The following is a 15,778-nucleotide window of genomic DNA, read 5'->3' as shown; positions in this document are numbered from 1 at the left end:
TCCACGGTAGCCGGTGAGGTGCGTCTCACTGCTGCCGCACCCGCTCGAGCAGGCCCGGAACGGCGGCTTCGATCTGCTCGCGGACCTGCTCGAACTCGTCGAGAGAGTCGTAGTACGGATCGGGCACGGAATCGTCGTCGGCGTCGGGATCGAACGAACGCAGCAGCACACGGCGATCGGACGGGACACCGAGCTGCGCCAGCGCCCGCTCGTGAGTGGTGGTCATGGCGACGACGAGGTCGGCCGCCAGGTGCTCGGCACCGAGCTTCGCCGCGCAGTGACCGGTGGGATAGCCGTGCCGCTGCAGCACCGCATCGGTGCGCGGATCCGCCTCGGACCCGACGTGCCAGCCGTGCGTGCCGGCGCTGCTCACCCGGACGCGCTCGTCGAGTCCCTCCCGCCGCAGGTGCTCGGCGAAGATCTTCTCGGCCATCGGCGACCGGCAGATGTTGCCGGTGCACACGAAGGTCACGTGGAAGCGGTCGTCAGCGTCCACCCGTGAGTACCTCCCGAAGTTCCTCGACCGAGGCGGTCGTCCGCGCCGCCGCACGACCCTCGGTCTCGGTCCCGTAACCCCACTCGACGAAGACCGTGGGGATGCCGAACCGGCCCGCACCGTGGATGTCGTGCTCGCGGTCGCCCACCATCACCACACCGGTCGTGCCGCCCGCCTCGGCATCCTGCGGATCGATCCCGAGAGCGGCGAGGCTGTGCGCGACGACCTCCCACTTGTGCCGCCGGGCGCCGTCGTCGCTCGCACCCCCGATGAACTCGAAGTATCCGGTCAGACCGAAGTGGTCGAGGATCCGTTCGGCGAACGTCTGGGACTTCGACGTCGCCACCGCCAGGCGGCTACCTGCCTCACGGACGGCCTCGAGCACCGCTTCGATGCCGTCGAAGACGGCGTTCTCCGCCCAGCCGGTGGCGGCGTAGTAGTCCCGGTAGGCCGCGAGTCCCGCAGCGACCTGCTCCTCGTCGAGCCCGAGATTCTGCAGGGTGTCGCGCATGGGCGGTCCGAGCAGCCACTGCAGGTCGCCGTCCGGTGCCTCGAAGCCGGTCGTCTCGGCGGCGTGGAGGAACCCGTTGATCACCCCGGTCGCGGAATCGGTGAGCGTGCCGTCCAGATCGAAGAGGACGACGGGAGCAGGGAGCGCGAGCGGCTGGGTGGCAGCGAGAACGGTCACCGGGCCATTCTCCCCGTTCGTTCGGTCTTCCGCCGCGTAGGGTCGTGCGCGTAGGAGAGAGCGGATCGGCTGGAGGTGGACGTGACGGCGGCGACGCTGCGTGAGGTGATCGACGTTCTGGAGACGGCCTACCCGCCGTCGCTGGCGGAGAGCTGGGACTCGGTGGGACTCGTCGCCGGCGACCCCGACGAGCCGGTGCGCAAGGTGCTGCTCGCCGTCGACGCGACCGCGGCTGTCGTCGACGAGGCGATCGAATGGGGCGCGCAACTGCTGCTGGTGCACCACCCGCTGCTGCTGCGCGGAGTCGACACGGTGGGCGCGCACACCCCCAAGGGCGCGCTGATCCACCGCCTCATCCGCGGCGGCTGCGCTCTGTTCACCGCGCACACCAACGCCGACCGTGCGAACCCCGGTGTCTCGGACGCCCTCGCCGGGGCGCTGGGCCTGACCGGCCTGCGACCGCTCGAGGCCAAGCCCGAACCCGCGACCGACAAGTGGGTCGTCATGGTGCCGTCCGACGCCGCCGACACGGTGCGCGCGGGACTGTTCGCAGCGGGCGCGGGTGCTCTCGGCAACTACCGCGAATGCTGCTGGTCGACCACGGGCACCGGCCAGTTCCGCCCGGTCGACGGCGCGGACCCGGCCGTCGGCTCGGTCGGCGACCTCGAACGCGTCCCCGAGGACCGGATCGAGGTCATCGCGCCGCGCCGGTCGCGCGCGGCGGTACTCGCGGCCCTGCGCGACGCGCACCCGTACGAGGAACCGGCCTTCGACATCATCGAACTCGCCGACCTGCCGGGCGATCGTGGGCTCGGCCGGGTGGGGGAGCTGCCGCAGACCCGCACGTTGCGCGAGTTCACCGCCGACGTCGCCGCCGCGCTGCCGGCCACCGAATGGGGTGTGCGCGGTGCGGGCGACCCCGACCGGCCGGTGCGGACCGTGGCGGTGTGTGGCGGATCCGGTGATTCTTTCCTCGGGCTCGCCACCGCGAAGGGGGTCGACGTCTACGTCACCGCCGACCTGCGGCACCATCCCGCCGACGAGCATCTGCGCGCCGGGGGTCCCGCGCTGGTGGACGTCGCGCACTGGGCGAGCGAGTACCCGTGGTGCGCGCAGGCCCGCGACGTCCTCGATAGGGCGTTCGCCGATCGGGACGGCTGGCGGGCGCGGGTCAGCGAGTTGCGCACCGATCCCTGGACGACCGCGGCGGGCGCGGTACGGTAATCAGCTACGACACGTCCCGCGTGGCCGCCGACTCCCGGTCCACCGACACACCATCGAAAGCAGGAACCACCCGAGTGAACGTCGAACCCACCGTGCAGGCCAAGCTGCTGTCCCTCGCCGCCGTGGACGCAGAGCTGAACCGCCTCGCGCATCGCCGTCGGACACTGCCCGAACAGCAGGAGGTGGACCGCCTGCAGACCGAGCGCAACGCGCGCAAGGACGCCGCGGTGGCCGTCGAGATCATCCTCGACGACCTCGACCGGGACATCCGGAAGCTCGAGGGCGAGATCGAGGCCGTGCGCATGCGCGCCGACCGCGACCGGTCGATGCTCCAGAGCGGCTCGGTGGGATCGAAGCAGCTCACCGAACTGCAGCACGAGCTCACCAGCCTCGAGCGTCGCCAGGCGGCACTCGAGGACGACCTGCTCGAGGTCATGGAGCGTCGTGAGGCGTCGAAGGCCGACCACGACCACGCCGGTGCGCGGGTCTCGCAGGTCGACGACCAGCTCGGCGACGCCGTCCGGGCCCGCGACGAGGCGCTCGCCGACATCGAGGTGGCCGAGCAGCGGTGCCGCAGCGACCGCGAGGCACTGCTCGCCGTCTTCCCTACGGAACTGGTGACGCTCTACGAGAAGCAGCGCGAGAAGTCCGGCATCGGCGCCGCACTGCTGCAGGCCCGCCGCTGCGGCGCGTGCCGTCTCGAACTGGACCGCGGTGAGATCGCCCGGATCGCCGCCGCACCCGCCGATCTGCTCGTCCGGTGCCCGGAGTGCGACGCGATCCTGGTCCGCACCAAGGAATCCGGACTGTGACGACGGTCGTCGTCGAAGCGGACGGTGGTTCTCGCGGGAATCCCGGACCGGCCGGTTACGGTGCCGTGGTCTTCGATGCCGACCATCGGACCGTCCTCGCCGAACGCCAGGCGAGCATCGGGCGCGCGACGAACAACGTCGCCGAGTACAAGGGTCTGATCGCCGGTCTCACGGCCGCCGCCGAGCTCGGCGCCGACGAGGTGCACGTCCGCATGGATTCCAAGCTCGTCGTCGAGCAGATGAGCGGACGGTGGCAGGTCAAACATGCCGACATGATCCCGCTGGCCGCGCAGGCACGTGAGCTGGCCGGCCGGTTCCGCAGCGTCGACTTCACGTGGATCCCGCGTGCGGAGAACGCCCACGCCGATCGGTTGGCCAACGCCGCGATGGACGCGGCCGCCGAAGCACTGCTGGACGTCGCGTCCGACACTGTGACGCGTCCCGTGGCGCCGTCGAATGCGGGGACCGAGAACGTCGCCACCCCGCCGGCCGTGCCTGTGCCCGATCCGGCAGTGCCGCCTTCACCCGGCTGGACCGGTGCGGTCGGGTCACCGACCCGTCTTCTGCTGCTGCGTCACGGGCAGACCTCGCTGTCGGTCGAGCGTCGCTACTCGGGGCGGGGCAACCCGGAGCTGACCGAACTCGGTCGCGACCAGGCGGTCGCCGCGGCCCGGCGACTCGGTGCCCGCGGCGGGATCACCGCCGTGCTGGCGTCACCGCTGGGGCGAGCGCGGGAGACGGCCGCTGCGGCCGCCGACGCCCTCGATCTCCCGGTGATGGTGCACGACGGGCTGATCGAGACGGATTTCGGCGACTGGGAGGGTCTCACCTTCGCCGAGGCCGCGCGTCGCGATCCCGAACTGCACCGCCGCTGGCTCGGCGACACCTCCGTGCGACCCCCGAACGGCGAGAGCTTCGACGAGGTCGCCAAGCGGATCGCCTCGGTACGCGACGACCTGCTGACCGACTACGCCGGCTCGACCGTGCTGGTCGTCTCGCACGTCACGCCCATCAAGACGTTCCTGCAGATGGCGCTCGAGTCCGGCCCGTCGCTGCTGTACCGCCTGCACCTGGATCTCGCGTCGCTCAGCATCGCCGAGTTCTACGCGGACGGCGGCTCGTCCGTGCGGCTCGTCAACGACACCTCGCACCTGTGAACCCGTAGCGGTCGCGAAACGACAAGTGGCCGCGCAGACATGTCGGGGGGTTGCCTGCGCGGCCACTCATCAGGTCTATCTGTCGGCCGGCCGAGGGTGTTACACGGTCCCGAGAAATTCTTCCGGCGGGATGTCAGGCGGTGCAGTCGGACTGGGATTCCCGGCCGGAGAACCGCTGATCGAGCCAGTCGACGCCTTCGACGACGGCCGGGAACATGCCGATCAGATGGCCCGTCCCGGTCTTCGTCAGAACGGGTCCGACGTCGTAGCGGCGGTAGGTGACGTCGGCGCCGGCCGAGCACCACTCGTCGACCATGGGGTCGACCCCTTGGGCGAGCACGAGGTCGTCGCCCGTGCTTTGCGCCACGAAGACCGGCATTGCCGGGGCGCGGTTGCTGAGTTGCTGCTCGGCGACCAGCGACGCCCACGGCTCGTCGCCGAGATGAAACCGTCGACGACCCAGCCGATCCCGCCGGAGAGCAGGGATCCGTCGCCGGCCACGGCGAGGTCGCCCAGGTCGGCGGGCGGTGAACCGGCCACGGCGCCGACCACCGACAGTTCGGGGCGTACGTCGCGGCGAGTTCGGCGGCCGAGGCGGATGCCATGCCGCCCTGCGAATATCCCCAGAACGCGATCGGGCCGTCGGGGTCGAGACCGCTCCGGTACATCACGCGGGTGACGGCCGCGTCGAGGACGGCCGGGGTTTTTTCGGGACGACGGCGGCGACCGACGATGCGGTGCGCAGGACGTCGCCGAGCGGCGCCGTCTCGAAGGCCGGAGGGGACGTGTAGAAGTCGGTATCGGACTCGGCGGTCTCCACCGTCGGTGTGGTCGCGAGGAGTGCAGCCGCGGCGATCGAGGCGAATGCTCCGGTGCGTCTGCGCATCCTGGACCTTCCGGCGGGCCGAATGTCGAGGAGGGACGCTACCTGCAGTCTGTACGCAGGTGCGATGGCCGGCGACGTGCCCTGTCAGGCCAGTCGACGCAGCGTGTTGAGGTTCCGGACGGTCGTCGTCGCCTTGTTCCGGGCCGAACCCGACTGTTTCCCCACGGCACTGTCGAGCGTCGAGCCCTTCACGACCTGCCAGTAGAGGACCCTCTTGCCTACCTCGATGCACTCGAGATTCGGATCGAGATCGTCCGACAGGGCGGCCAGCGATTCGAGTACGGCGGGATCGGAGACGAACACGACGTACGAATGCCGGTCGGCGCGTGCGTCGTCGAAGGGATACGCCTCGACGACCCGCGCGAGATACGACTGCTCGACGACGAAGGTGTAGGCCTCGTAACCGAACCGCTCGGTGAGTGCGGCCTCGATCCGGGCCTTCGCGGTGGCGGGGTCGTCCTCGGAGTCGAAGAGCACGTTGCCGGACGCGAGTACGGTGCGGACGTTCTCGAAGCCGAGGCCGACGAAGACCTTCTTCAGATCGGCCATCCGGATGCGGATGCCGCCGACGTTGATTCCGCGGAGCAGGGCCACGAGTCGCGTCATGAGTGCACCGTAGTTGGCGGCGCCGATACGCCGCGGGATAGTCTGGTCGAGCGAACGAGTCGGCCGGGCGGCCGCGGAGCAGGGAACCGGTACCGGATGGTGCCAGGCCCTGAATCGAGGAAAGTCCGGACTCCACAGAGCAGGGCGGTTGCTAACGGCAACCCGAGGTGACTCGCGGGACAGTGCCACAGAAAGCAAACCGCCTGCCGTACGGCAGGTAAGGGTGAAAGGGTGCGGTAAGAGCGCACCAGCGCCCCGGGTGACCGGGGCGGCTAGGTAAACCCCGCCCGGAGCAAGGTTGAAGGTCGCACCGCGTGCGGTGCGGCTGCGCAGGTGTTCGAGGGCTGCTCGCCCGAGCCTGCGGGTGAACCGCTCGAGGTACCCGGCGACGGTGTGCCCAGATGGATGGTCGCCACCCCGTTTCGGCGGGGGACAGGATCCGGCTTACAGGCCGGCTCGTTCGCCCGGCGTCTCCCGATCCCACCGCGTTGCTACCGGTCGGGTCAGATCGGATAGATGACCAGCAGGTGCGCCCAGTAGGAGGCCGCATCCGGACCCAGCCAGGGCAGCAACGCGTCGTAGAGGATGTAGGACATGGCGTGCTCCTTCGTTCGGACATCGAGCACATGCGCGTTCGGACATCGAGCACATGTGTGCGGCCCGACAGTACCGCGCCACGCCCGCCGACGGGTTGCCCGTACACGAGGACGTCGTTCGGGCACACTGAGACCATGAGCGACGACGGCTGGTACTACGACGTGCGTACGCGGAAGGTCTCCCAGGGCAAGGATCCGCACGCCCTCAACCGCATGGGGCCCTACCCGGATCGGGAGACCGCTCAGCGGGCGCTGGAGATCGCGGCAGAGCGGAACAAGGCGGCCGACGCCGCCGACGACGACTGGAAGAACGGTTGAGTCCGACGACGAGCACCCGGAACCGCAGGAGTTCCCGAGCATCGTGGTGACCACTCCCATCGTCGTCGCGCCGGCGATCGACTTCGCCGACGTGCGCGCCGAATTCGACCTCGTCGACGGCTTCCCGTCGGATGCCCTCGACGAGGCACGGCAGGCGGCCGACCGCTACGCGGACGTCCGCGAGGACCGCACCGATCTGCCTCTCGTGACCATCGACCCACCCGGATCGATGGATCTCGATCAGGCGCTGCACCTCGAACGCACTGACGACGGCTTCGTGCTGCACTATGCGATCGCCGACGTGTACGCACTCGTCGAACCGAGTGGCGCACTGAACGCCGAGACGCACCGCCGCGGGCAGACCTTCTACCTGCCCGACGGCTCGGTGCCGTTGCATCCGCGCGAGCTGTCCGAGGGCACCGCGAGCCTGCTGCCGGACGCCGTCCGTCCGGCGGTGTTGTGGCGCATCGAGACCGACCACCGCGCCGAGCCCGTCGCGGTGAGCGTGCGGCGTGCGCTCGTCCGGTCGGTCGCGCGCATGGACTACGCCGGAGTGCAGCGCGACGCCGACGCGGACAGGTTGCATCCGTCCGTCGAGGCGTTGCCCGACTTCGGCCGGTTGCGCTCGGCCGCGGCGCTCGCGCGCGGCGCGATCGAACTGCGTCTGCCCACGCAGGACGTCGTGCCGCACGGCGACGGCTGGAGGCTGCAGATCGAACCGCGGACCGAGGCCGACGAGTGGAACTCCGAGATCTCGCTACTCACCGGAATGTGCGCCGCGCAGATGATGATCGACGCCGGGGTCGGTCTGCTGCGCACCCTTCCCGCCGCCGATCCCGCGGCGGTCGACGGGCTGCGTCGCACCGCTCGGTCGTTGGACGTGCCGTGGCCGCCGGAGATGGGAGTCGGGTCCTTCCTCGCCGGACTCGACGCCCACGATCCGCGCACGCTCGTGTTGATGAGCGAAGCGCCGACGCTACTGCGCGGGGCGTCCTACGCCGCCTTCGACGGTGAACTGCCCGAGACCATCCTGCACGGAGCGATCGGCGCGCCCTACGCGCATGTCACCGCGCCGTTGCGCCGGTTGTCCGACCGATACGCCACCGAGGTGTGCCTCGCGGTGTCGTCGGGTCTGCCCGTCCCGGAGGCGGTGCGCGCCGAACTGTCCGCGATGCCGAAGATCATGTCGTCGACCGATTCGCTCGCCGGCAAGGTGAACCGCGCGTGCATCGACCTGACCGAGGCCGTCGTGCTCGCGCCACGGGTGGGGGAGACCTTCGAGGCGACGGTCCTGAAGGAAGCCACCGAGCGGCGCGACGCGGAGGTGTTCGTCGCCTCCGAGACCGTCATCGGCCCGTGCGGCGGGGCACCGGAGGAGGGCAGCACGGTGCGGGTGCGGCTCACCCTCGCCGACCCGCAGGCACGCAAGATCCGTTTCGACCATGATCGGTGAGACGCCGCGGCGGCGGCGACGGCCGGTCGCTGCCGTCCTCACCGTCGCGGTCGCGTTGTGCGCGGCGCTCGCGGTGCTCGTGTGGTGGATCCTGCCGAACCGGCTGTTCCCGTGGGACAGCGCGGCATTCCCCGAGATCGACACCTCGGCGTTGACACCGACGCAGGTGCGGATCGTCGAACTGCTCGAGGAGCAGCACGAGGCGCAGAATCCCGGCACGTTCTACTCGGAGGGTGTCCGCGAACCGTGGTGCGCCGACTTCGTCAGCTGGATCATGCGGGAAGCCGGTGTGCCGCTGTCCAATCCGCATTCGGGCCACTGGCGGATCCCCGGCGTGTTCACGCTCGGTGAGTTCTACGAGCAAGCCGACCGCTACGAACCGGCGGGCACGGGGTACCGGCCGGAGGTCGGCGATGTGGTGCTGTACCACAACAGGATCGGCGTCGGTCAGCGCGAGCACACGAACATCGTCGTCGCCGTCGACGGTGATTCCGCGATCACCGTCGGCGGCAACGAGATGGGCCGGATCCGCGTCCACGAACTCGACGTGACCGGGGACGACGCGGTGGTCGGCTTCGGGCGGCTGCCGGGCTGATCCTGGGTCAGCGGAACATGTCGGTGGCCTCGACGAGCCGGTGCACGATTCCCGGTTCGGTCGCCGCATGGCCCGCGTCGTCGACGATGTGCAGGCGGGAGAACGGCCACGCCTCGTGCAGGTCGTGCGCGCTGCGCGTCGGGCACACCACGTCGTAGCGGCCCTGCACAATCACGCCCGGGATGTCGCGCAGCAGATGCGCGTCGCGCAGGAGTGCGCCCTCGTCGAAGAAGCCACGGTGGTGGAAGTAGTGGTTCTCGATGCGCGCGAAGGCCAGCGCGAAACGGGGTTCGGCCGTCTCCGCGACGCGATCCGGGTTCGGCAGCAGTGAGCTCGTGGCGCCCTCCCAGGTGGACCACGCGATCGCCGCGTCCAGAGCGACGTCCGGATCGGTCGAGTGCAGCAGACGGTGGTAGACGTCCACGGGATGCTCGCCCCGCCCGGCGGCCGCAAGCGGAGCGCAGAATCCCTCCCACGCCTCGGGGAACAGCTGCCCGGCGCCACCGTTGTAGTACCAGTCGATCTCGCTGCGGCGCAGCAGGAAGATCCCGCGCAGGACGAGTTCGGTGACGCGCTCCGGGTGCCGCTGGGCGTAGGCGAGGGCGAGCGTCGAGCCCCAGGACCCGCCGAAGACCATCCACCGGTCCACACCGAGGAAGGTGCGCAGCCGCTCGATGTCGGCGACCAGATGGTCGGTGGTGTTGACCGACAGGTCGGCGCCGTCGGCCACGTGGGGCTGCGACCGGCCGCAGCCGCGCTGGTCGAACAACACGATCCGGTAGGCGCCCGGATCGAAGAAGCGCCGGTGCAGGGGTGCGGTGCCGCCACCCGGACCACCGTGGAGGAAGACCACGGGCTTGCCCTGCGGGTTACCGCTGACCTCCCAGTACAGCTGCTGGCCGTCACCGACGTCGAGCATGCCCGTCTCGTGCGGCTCGATCGGCGGATACAGTTCGCGTCGCTCCACGGATCAGAACCCGACGAGGCCCGACGCGAGATCGGGGATCTCGAGTGCCTGCACGGCCTCCTCGCGCACCTCCGGGCACTGCGCGGAGGTCGCCGCGTCGATGCGGCCCCGGTCGCCCGCGAGCGCGACGAGGTCGACACCGTTCGCCGCACCCCATTCGCCGACGAGGATGTTGAGGCCACCGCGCCCCACCGAGGGGGTGTAGGTGCGCCAGTTCGACAGCTGGCCCTCGAGGCGTGCACACAGATCTGCGGCCTGCGCCTCGGTGAAGCCACCCGCTCCGGCCTCCGCGGGGCTCGACCCCGCAGCCGATGTCGTCTCCGTCGTCACCGGGGACTCGGTGGACGTGCCGGTCGGTGCCGGGTCCTGGGCCGGCGCGCACGCCGCGAGAACACCTGCCAGCGCGACGGCGACGGCGGGAACGAGACTGGAGCGGATCTGCATGGACACCTCACGGGTCGTACGGTCGGATCGTCGTCGAGTCTGCCACCGGCCGGGGACGGGGCCGTCGGCGGTCAGGACACGGGTGCCGGTCGCAGGCGCCGGACCACCCACTTCTCGAACTCGGCGACGACGAACACCAGCAGGCCCGCCGCGAGCACCTTGCCCCAGTCCGCCCACGAGATCGCGGCGGACCCGAAGATCGCCTGCATGAACGGGGCGTAGGTGAACAACAGTTGCAACGCGGCGCACGCCGCGATCGCAGCAAGCACGTACCGGTTCCCGAACAGCCCGTCGCGGGTGAGGACCGTGTCGCGGATGCGGCGGCTGTTGAGCAGGTAGAACATCTCGGCCACGACGATCGCGTCCACCGCGAGCGTGCGCGCGACCTCCACCGGTGCACCGCGGTCGAGTTCCCACAGGAACAGGCCGAGCGAGCCGACCATCATCAGCACCGACACCATCACCACGCGCCAGACGAAGAAGCGGGACAGCAGTGATTCCCCGGGCGGTCGCGGCCTGCGGAGCATGACCGACTTCTCCGTCGGTTCGAACGCGAGCGCCAGACCGAGGGTGCTGACGGTGGCGAGGTTGATCCACAGCACCTGCGCGGGTGTGAGCGGCAGGGTGAGCTGGAAGAGGATGGCGGCGACGACCACCAGCGCCTCACCGCCGTTGGTGGGCAGCATGAAGAGGACGAACTTCTTCAGGTTGTCGTAGACGCCGCGGCCCTCGCGGACTGCGGCGGCGATGCTCGCGAAATTGTCGTCGGCGAGAACGACGTCGGCCGCTTCCTTGGCGGCCTCGGTTCCGGTCATGCCCATCGCGACCCCGACGTCGGCCCGCGCAAGCGCCGGCGCGTCGTTCACACCGTCGCCGGTCATCGCCATGACGTGACCGCCGGCCTGCAGGGCGCGCACCAGACGGAGTTTGTGCTCGGGACTGGTGCGCGCGAAGATGTCCGTCTCCGCGACGACCCGGCGCAGTTCCGCATCGTCGAGGGTCTCGATCTCGGCGCCGGTCATCGCCCGCGAACCCGTGCCGAGACCCATCTGCGCCCCGATCTCGGCGGCGGTGGCGGCGTGGTCACCGGTGATCATCTTCACCGTGATCCCGGCGCGGTGGCATTCGCGCACCGCCGTGATCGCCTCCTCGCGCGGCGGGTCGATGATGCCGACCAGAGCGAGCATCGTGAAGTCGTGCCGGGCGTCTTCGAAGGCGAGCACGCCGTCCTCCGGTTCGCGGTCGCGGAACGCGAGGGCCAGCACGCGCAGGCCCTGGGCCGCGATCTCGTCGGCGCGGCGGGTCCAGTAGGCCTCGTCGACGGGGCGTACCACGCCGTCGGCGCCGAGCTGGCCGGTGCAGGCGACGAGGACCCGCTCCGGGGCGCCCTTGAGCAGGATGCGTTCGCGGCGACCGTCGTCGTGCGGGTGCAGGGTCGCCATGAACTTGTGTTCGGATTCGAACGGGACGACATCGAGGCGCGGCCACCGCTCGTGGGCCGCCGCGGTGGGCAGGCCGGCCTTGCGGCCGAGGACGACGAGCGCTGCCTCGGTGGGGTTGCCGTGCACCTCCCACACGCCGTCCTCCTCGACCACCTCGGTGTCGTTGCACAGGACACCGGCGCGGACGGCCAGATCGAGTGCCGGGTCGGTGTGCGGATCGACCGGATCGCCACTCTCGGCGGCGATGATCGAACCGATCGGCGCGTAACGGACACCGCCCACCTCGACGGTGCGGTGCGCACACACGACCTTCTGCACGGTCATCTCGTTGCGGGTCAACGTGCCCGTCTTGTCGGAGCAGATCACCGTCACCGAGCCGAGGGTCTCGACGGCAGGAAGGCGCCGGATGACGGCGTTGCGCCGGGCCATGCGTTGCACGCCGAGGGACAGGGCCACGGTCATCACGGCCGGGAGTCCCTCGGGGATCGCGGAGGCGGCCAACGCGACCACGAGGGTGAACATCTCCGCCGGGCTCTCGCCGCGCCACACGACACCGAGCGCGAAGGTCACGGCGGACGCGAGGAGGATGACCGCCGCCAGCCAACGGCCGAAGCGGCCGATCTGCTCGAGCAACGGTGTGGCCGCGCGGTCGACACCCGACAACAGGGCATTGATGCGGCCGAGTTCGGTGTCGGAGCCGGTCGCGATCACCACGCCGTCACCCTGGCCGAAAACCGCGACGGTGCCGGTGAAGCACGTCGATCTGCGGTCGCCGAGTTCGGTGTCGGCGTCGACCGGGTCCGGTGTCTTGGCGACGGGCACGGATTCACCGGTCAGGGCCGCCTCGTCGATGCGCAGCTCACGCGAGCTCAGGATCCGCAGGTCGGCGGGGACGCGGTCGCCGGAGGCGAGGCGCACCACGTCGCCCGGCACGAGATCTGCCGCGGGGATGTCGACGATCCGGCCGTCGCGGTGGACCCGCGTCCGGGGCGCGAGCATGGCACGGATCGAGTCGAGCGCGGACGCGGCGCGACCCTCCTGGACGAAACCGATGAGCGCGTTCACGATCACGGCACCCATCAGGACTGCCGTGTCTATCCAGTGGCCCAGGAACGCGGTGACGACAGCGGCCGCCATCATCACGTACAGCAGGACGTTGTGGAACTGTCGCAGCAGTCGCCACCACCAGCGATCCGAGCGGGGAGCGGGCAGCGCATTGGGTCCGTACAGCTCCCGCCGGCGGGTCGCCTCGGCCGTGGTCAGTCCCGCTTCGGTGGTCTCGAGCCGGGCGAGCGTGTCACCGGAATCGAGTGCGTGCCAGGGGTGGCCCATTACCGAAATTTTACTCAGTGTCGCTTCCGCGGGCACCCCGGGACGGCGGTGATCCCGGACGCACGAGGGGCACCACCGCGGTCGGTGGTGCCCCTCGGCAAACGAGCGATCGTCAGAAGGAGTGCTCGGGCCCCGGGAAGGTGCCCTGCCCGACCTCTGCTGCGTACTGTGTTGCGGCGCGGCGCAGTTCGTCGCCGACCTGCCCGAACTTCTTGACGAACTTCGCGGTCTTGCCGCTGGTGTAGCCGGCCATGTCCTGCCAGACGAGCACCTGCGCGTCGCACTCGTTGCCCGCGCCGATGCCGACGGTGGGGATGCTCAGCTTGCGGGTGACCTGCCCGGCCAGCTCGGCCGGCACCATTTCCATCACGACGGAGAAGGCACCCGCCTCCTGGACGGCGATCGCGTCGGCGACGAGCTGCTCGGCGCCGTCGCCGCGGCCCTGCACGCGGAACCCGCCGAGCGTGTTCACGGACTGCGGGGTGAAGCCGATGTGGGCCTGCACGGGGATGCCGGCGGCGGTGATCGCGGCGATCTGTGGAGCCATCCGCTCGCCGCCCTCGAGCTTCACCGCGTGGGCGCCGCCTTCCTTCATGAACCGCACGGCGGTGGCGAGGGCCTGTTCGGGCGAGGCCTCGTACGAGCCGAACGGCAGGTCGGCGACGACGAGCGCGTGCGGAGCACCGCGCACGACGCCGCGGACGAGGGGGAGGAGTTCGTCGACGGTCACGGGCACCGTGGTGTCGTAGCCGTAGACGACGTTGGCTGCGGAATCGCCCACGAGCAGGACCGGGATACCGGCCTCCTCGAAGATGCGGGCGGAGGAGTAGTCGTAGGCCGTCAACTCTGCCCAGCGGCGGCCTTCGGCCTTCATCGCCTGCAGGTGATGGACTCGCGTCTTGCGCTTGGGGGTGTCTGCAGGGGCTGCGGCGGAGGCCGCGCCACCGTATACGGACGTCATGTTCTCGGACATCACTGTCCCTTTCTTCCTCGAGGCCCTCGGGGTCCCCGGGTCGGGTGATGACTGTCTCAGTCTGCCACTCGGGTTCGGACGGACGAAGGCCGCGCAGCGGTGCGATTCGTCACACCGCACGACCGCTCGGAAGGGAGCGCAGGTCGTGCCGCTGCAGGCCGACCGGGGCATGGCACGATCGGATCGTGCCCCACCCTGCTCGCGCGCGCATCCGTCGTCTGTCCCTCCTGACGCTCGTGGCCGCCGCCGCGGCGACCGCGTGCGGTGACACCGCGCAGGAAAAGCGACAGCCGTCGGCGGTCGGAGTCGTCCCGGGACTCGAGCGGTTCTACGAGCAGGACGTCGACTGGGAGTCGTGCGGGTCGTACGGCGCGGACGGGCCGATGATGGTGCGGCAGGGTGTGGAGTGCGCACGCATCGAGGTTCCCCTCGACTACGAGGACCCGGACGGTGAGGTGATCACCCTCGCGGTGTCGCGACTGCCCGCCGGCGGCGACCGGATCGGTTCCCTGCTGGTCAACCCCGGCGGCCCGGGCGCCTCGGGACTGTCCACCGCGCTCGCGGCCGACGGCACCGTCCTCGCCGACCGCTTCGACGTGGTCGGCTTCGACCCCCGCGGTGTCGGATCGTCCGAACCGGCGGTCCGCTGCCTCACCGACGCCGAGTTCGACGCCGACCGTGCTGTGGACGACGGGGACACGAGCCCTGAGGGCATCGCCGCGACGGAGAAGCGCAATCAGGAGTACGCGGAGCTGTGCGCCGAACGCAACGGCACGGATCTGCTCGCGCACCTCGGCACGCGCGAGGTCGTGCAGGACATGGACGTCCTCCGCGGGGTCCTCGGGGACGACGCGCTGACCTATCTCGGCTACTCCTACGGCACCCGGCTCGGCACCCTCTATGCCGAGGCCTTCCCGGGCCGGGTGCGGGCGATGGTGCTCGACGGTGCGATCGATCCGGAGCAGGACCCGGTCGAGGAGATCGTGCTGCAGGCCGTGGGCTTCCAGAAGGCCTTCGACGAGTTCGCGGCGTACTGCGCGCAGTACGCGGGGTGCCCGCTCGGGACCGATCCGGCCCGGGCCGCCGAGCGGTTCCGGGGGCTCGTCGACCCGCTGCTCGACGCTCCGGCACCGACCACCGATCCGCGCGGACTGAGCCACCGCGACGCCATCACCGGTGTGCAGCAGGGCCTGTATTCGCCGACCCTGTGGGGTTCGCTGCGCGGTGGGCTGGAGGCGCTCGCGACCACCGGCACCGGCGACACCCTGTTGCGGCTCGCCGATCTCTACGAAGGGCGCGGCGAGGACGGCACCTACAGCAACATCACCGACGCTTTCAACGCGATCCGGTGCGTGGACGACCCACCGGTGACCGACCGGGCGCTCGCGGGCGAACTCGACATGCGGTTCCGCGCGGCCGCACCCTTCCTCGACGACGGCCGCGGCACCGGATCGGCGGCCCTCGACGTCTGTGCCTTCTGGCCGGTCCCGGCCACGGGGGAACCGCACACTCCCGACGTTCGCGATCTGCCGCCCGTGCTCGTGGTCTCGACGACCGGGGATCCCGCGACCCCCTACGACGCGGGGGTCGAACTCGCCGCCCGGCTCGGTGGTGTCCTGGTGACCTTCGAGGGAACGCAGCACACCGTCGCCCTGGACGGCAACGAGTGCGTGGACACCGCTGTGACCAGCTATCTGGTGGATCTCGAGGTGCCCGCGCGGGATCCTCGCTGTTGACCGGAGGGGCGTGTGAGCGACACGCCATCCGGATGCGCCTGCCGATGTAACAC

General features: G+C 70.4%; 16 protein-coding genes, 1 other RNA gene and 1 pseudogene. 8 read left to right on the top strand and 10 right to left on the bottom strand.

Features of this window, described 5'->3' with window-relative positions; genetic code table 11:
• Positions 1-25 precede the first annotated feature (25 nt).
• Both BO226_RS10995 and BO226_RS10990 read right to left on the bottom strand, forming a co-directional pair.
• Complete coding sequence (locus BO226_RS10995) at positions 26-496, bottom strand: low molecular weight protein-tyrosine-phosphatase (RefSeq protein ID WP_071935215.1); 471 nt, start codon at positions 494-496, stop codon at positions 26-28.
• The gene (locus tag BO226_RS10990) at positions 486-1,184 is read right to left on the bottom strand and encodes an HAD hydrolase-like protein (RefSeq protein ID WP_071935214.1); all 699 of its coding nucleotides are present in this window, start codon (positions 1,182-1,184) and stop codon (positions 486-488) included. Before BO226_RS10990 ends, BO226_RS10995 begins: the two co-directional genes overlap by 11 nt.
• A gap of 75 nt (positions 1,185-1,259) precedes the next feature.
• On the opposite strand from BO226_RS10990, the gene BO226_RS10985 reads away from it, so the two are divergent.
• From BO226_RS10985 to BO226_RS10975, 3 genes are all read left to right on the top strand, one after another.
• Entirely contained in the window at positions 1,260-2,408 is a 1,149-nt protein-coding gene (locus BO226_RS10985; RefSeq protein ID WP_071935213.1) for a Nif3-like dinuclear metal center hexameric protein, read from the top strand.
• 74 nt (positions 2,409-2,482) lie between these two features.
• On the top strand, positions 2,483-3,220 hold the full coding sequence (locus tag BO226_RS10980; protein ID WP_006554428.1) for a zinc ribbon domain-containing protein: 738 nt from the start codon (positions 2,483-2,485) through the stop codon (positions 3,218-3,220).
• The gene (locus BO226_RS10975; protein ID WP_071935212.1) at positions 3,217-4,377 is read left to right on the top strand and encodes a bifunctional RNase H/acid phosphatase; all 1,161 of its coding nucleotides are present in this window, start codon (positions 3,217-3,219) and stop codon (positions 4,375-4,377) included. The genes BO226_RS10980 and BO226_RS10975 overlap by 4 nt, the downstream gene beginning before the upstream one ends.
• A gap of 133 nt (positions 4,378-4,510) precedes the next feature.
• Here the strand turns inward: BO226_RS10975 and BO226_RS28070 are convergent, their stop codons facing one another.
• The 4 genes and pseudogenes from BO226_RS28070 to BO226_RS10955 form a co-directional block, all read right to left on the bottom strand.
• Positions 4,511-4,756 (bottom strand): lipase family protein, encoded by a 246-nt coding sequence (locus tag BO226_RS28070; protein WP_071935211.1) that lies wholly within the window; start codon positions 4,754-4,756, stop codon positions 4,511-4,513.
• 119 nt (positions 4,757-4,875) lie between these two features.
• Positions 4,876-5,045 (bottom strand): annotated as a pseudogene (locus BO226_RS28065) (lipase family protein); the annotation flags it as partial.
• Positions 5,045-5,263: a hypothetical protein gene (locus BO226_RS10960; RefSeq protein WP_071935210.1), complete on the bottom strand. Its 219-nt coding sequence runs from the start codon at positions 5,261-5,263 to the stop codon at positions 5,045-5,047. The pseudogene BO226_RS28065 and the gene BO226_RS10960, both read right to left, overlap by 1 nt.
• Positions 5,264-5,347: 84 nt before the next feature.
• Positions 5,348-5,869 (bottom strand): DUF1697 domain-containing protein, encoded by a 522-nt coding sequence (locus BO226_RS10955; RefSeq protein ID WP_019289801.1) that lies wholly within the window; start codon positions 5,867-5,869, stop codon positions 5,348-5,350.
• Positions 5,870-5,924: 55 nt separating this feature from the next.
• Between BO226_RS10955 and rnpB the strand changes: the two genes are divergently transcribed.
• The 4 genes from rnpB (at position 5,925) to BO226_RS10935 (ending at position 8,831) form a co-directional block, all read left to right on the top strand.
• Positions 5,925-6,332: RNase P RNA component class A (gene rnpB / locus BO226_RS10950), an RNA gene on the top strand.
• A 268-nt stretch (positions 6,333-6,600) separates the two neighbouring features.
• Entirely contained in the window at positions 6,601-6,783 is a 183-nt protein-coding gene (locus BO226_RS10945) for a hypothetical protein (RefSeq protein ID WP_071935209.1), read from the top strand.
• Positions 6,784-6,826: 43 nt separating this feature from the next.
• Positions 6,827-8,236 carry an RNB domain-containing ribonuclease gene (locus BO226_RS10940; RefSeq protein WP_071935208.1) on the top strand — a complete coding sequence of 470 codons (1,410 nt, stop codon included), beginning with the start codon at positions 6,827-6,829 and terminating at the stop codon, positions 8,234-8,236.
• A complete protein-coding gene (locus tag BO226_RS10935) occupies positions 8,226-8,831 on the top strand; it encodes a CHAP domain-containing protein (RefSeq protein ID WP_071935207.1) in 606 nt (201 codons plus the stop codon). The genes BO226_RS10940 and BO226_RS10935 overlap by 11 nt, the downstream gene beginning before the upstream one ends.
• Positions 8,832-8,838: 7 nt before the next feature.
• Here the strand turns inward: BO226_RS10935 and pip are convergent, their stop codons facing one another.
• The 4 genes from pip to panB form a co-directional block, all read right to left on the bottom strand.
• Positions 8,839-9,750 (bottom strand): prolyl aminopeptidase, encoded by a 912-nt coding sequence (pip, locus tag BO226_RS10930; RefSeq protein WP_442977406.1) that lies wholly within the window; start codon positions 9,748-9,750, stop codon positions 8,839-8,841.
• 51 nt (positions 9,751-9,801) lie between these two features.
• Positions 9,802-10,242, bottom strand: coding sequence for a hypothetical protein (locus BO226_RS10925; protein ID WP_033097808.1), 441 nt, complete (start codon positions 10,240-10,242; stop codon positions 9,802-9,804).
• Positions 10,243-10,313: 71 nt separating this feature from the next.
• Positions 10,314-13,016: a cation-transporting P-type ATPase gene (locus BO226_RS10920; protein ID WP_071935205.1), complete on the bottom strand. Its 2,703-nt coding sequence runs from the start codon at positions 13,014-13,016 to the stop codon at positions 10,314-10,316.
• A gap of 112 nt (positions 13,017-13,128) precedes the next feature.
• Entirely contained in the window at positions 13,129-13,989 is an 861-nt protein-coding gene (panB, locus tag BO226_RS10915; RefSeq protein WP_024101318.1) for a 3-methyl-2-oxobutanoate hydroxymethyltransferase, read from the bottom strand.
• Between the two features lie 185 nt (positions 13,990-14,174).
• Between panB and BO226_RS10910 the strand changes: the two genes are divergently transcribed.
• Positions 14,175-15,725, top strand: a complete 1,551-nt coding sequence (locus BO226_RS10910) for an alpha/beta hydrolase (RefSeq protein ID WP_083543620.1) — start codon at positions 14,175-14,177, stop codon at positions 15,723-15,725.
• Positions 15,726-15,778: the final 53 nt, after the last annotated feature.

This window comes from Rhodococcus sp. 2G, assembly GCF_001886355.1.
Lineage (GTDB): Bacteria > Actinomycetota > Actinomycetes > Mycobacteriales > Mycobacteriaceae > Rhodococcus > Rhodococcus pyridinivorans.
The sequence above is the reverse complement of the archived record's forward strand: the minus strand, read 5'-3'. Positions and strand labels throughout refer to the sequence as shown.

Coding starts and splice junctions, on each gene's coding strand:
- BO226_RS10960 (WP_071935210.1), bottom strand. CDS start 5,263: ATGCGCAGACGCACCGGAGCATTCGCCTCGATCGCCGCGGCTGCACTC.
- pip (WP_442977406.1), bottom strand. CDS start 9,750: ATGCTCGACGTCGGTGACGGCCAGCAGCTGTACTGGGAGGTCAGCGGT.
- BO226_RS10935 (WP_071935207.1), top strand. CDS start 8,226: ATGATCGGTGAGACGCCGCGGCGGCGGCGACGGCCGGTCGCTGCCGTC.
- BO226_RS10945 (WP_071935209.1), top strand. CDS start 6,601: ATGAGCGACGACGGCTGGTACTACGACGTGCGTACGCGGAAGGTCTCC.
- BO226_RS10955 (WP_019289801.1), bottom strand. CDS start 5,869: ATGACGCGACTCGTGGCCCTGCTCCGCGGAATCAACGTCGGCGGCATC.
- BO226_RS28070 (WP_071935211.1), bottom strand. CDS start 4,756: ATGCCGGTCTTCGTGGCGCAAAGCACGGGCGACGACCTCGTGCTCGCC.
- BO226_RS10925 (WP_033097808.1), bottom strand. CDS start 10,242: ATGCAGATCCGCTCCAGTCTCGTTCCCGCCGTCGCCGTCGCGCTGGCA.
- panB (WP_024101318.1), bottom strand. CDS start 13,989: ATGTCCGAGAACATGACGTCCGTATACGGTGGCGCGGCCTCCGCCGCA.
- BO226_RS10920 (WP_071935205.1), bottom strand. CDS start 13,016: ATGGGCCACCCCTGGCACGCACTCGATTCCGGTGACACGCTCGCCCGG.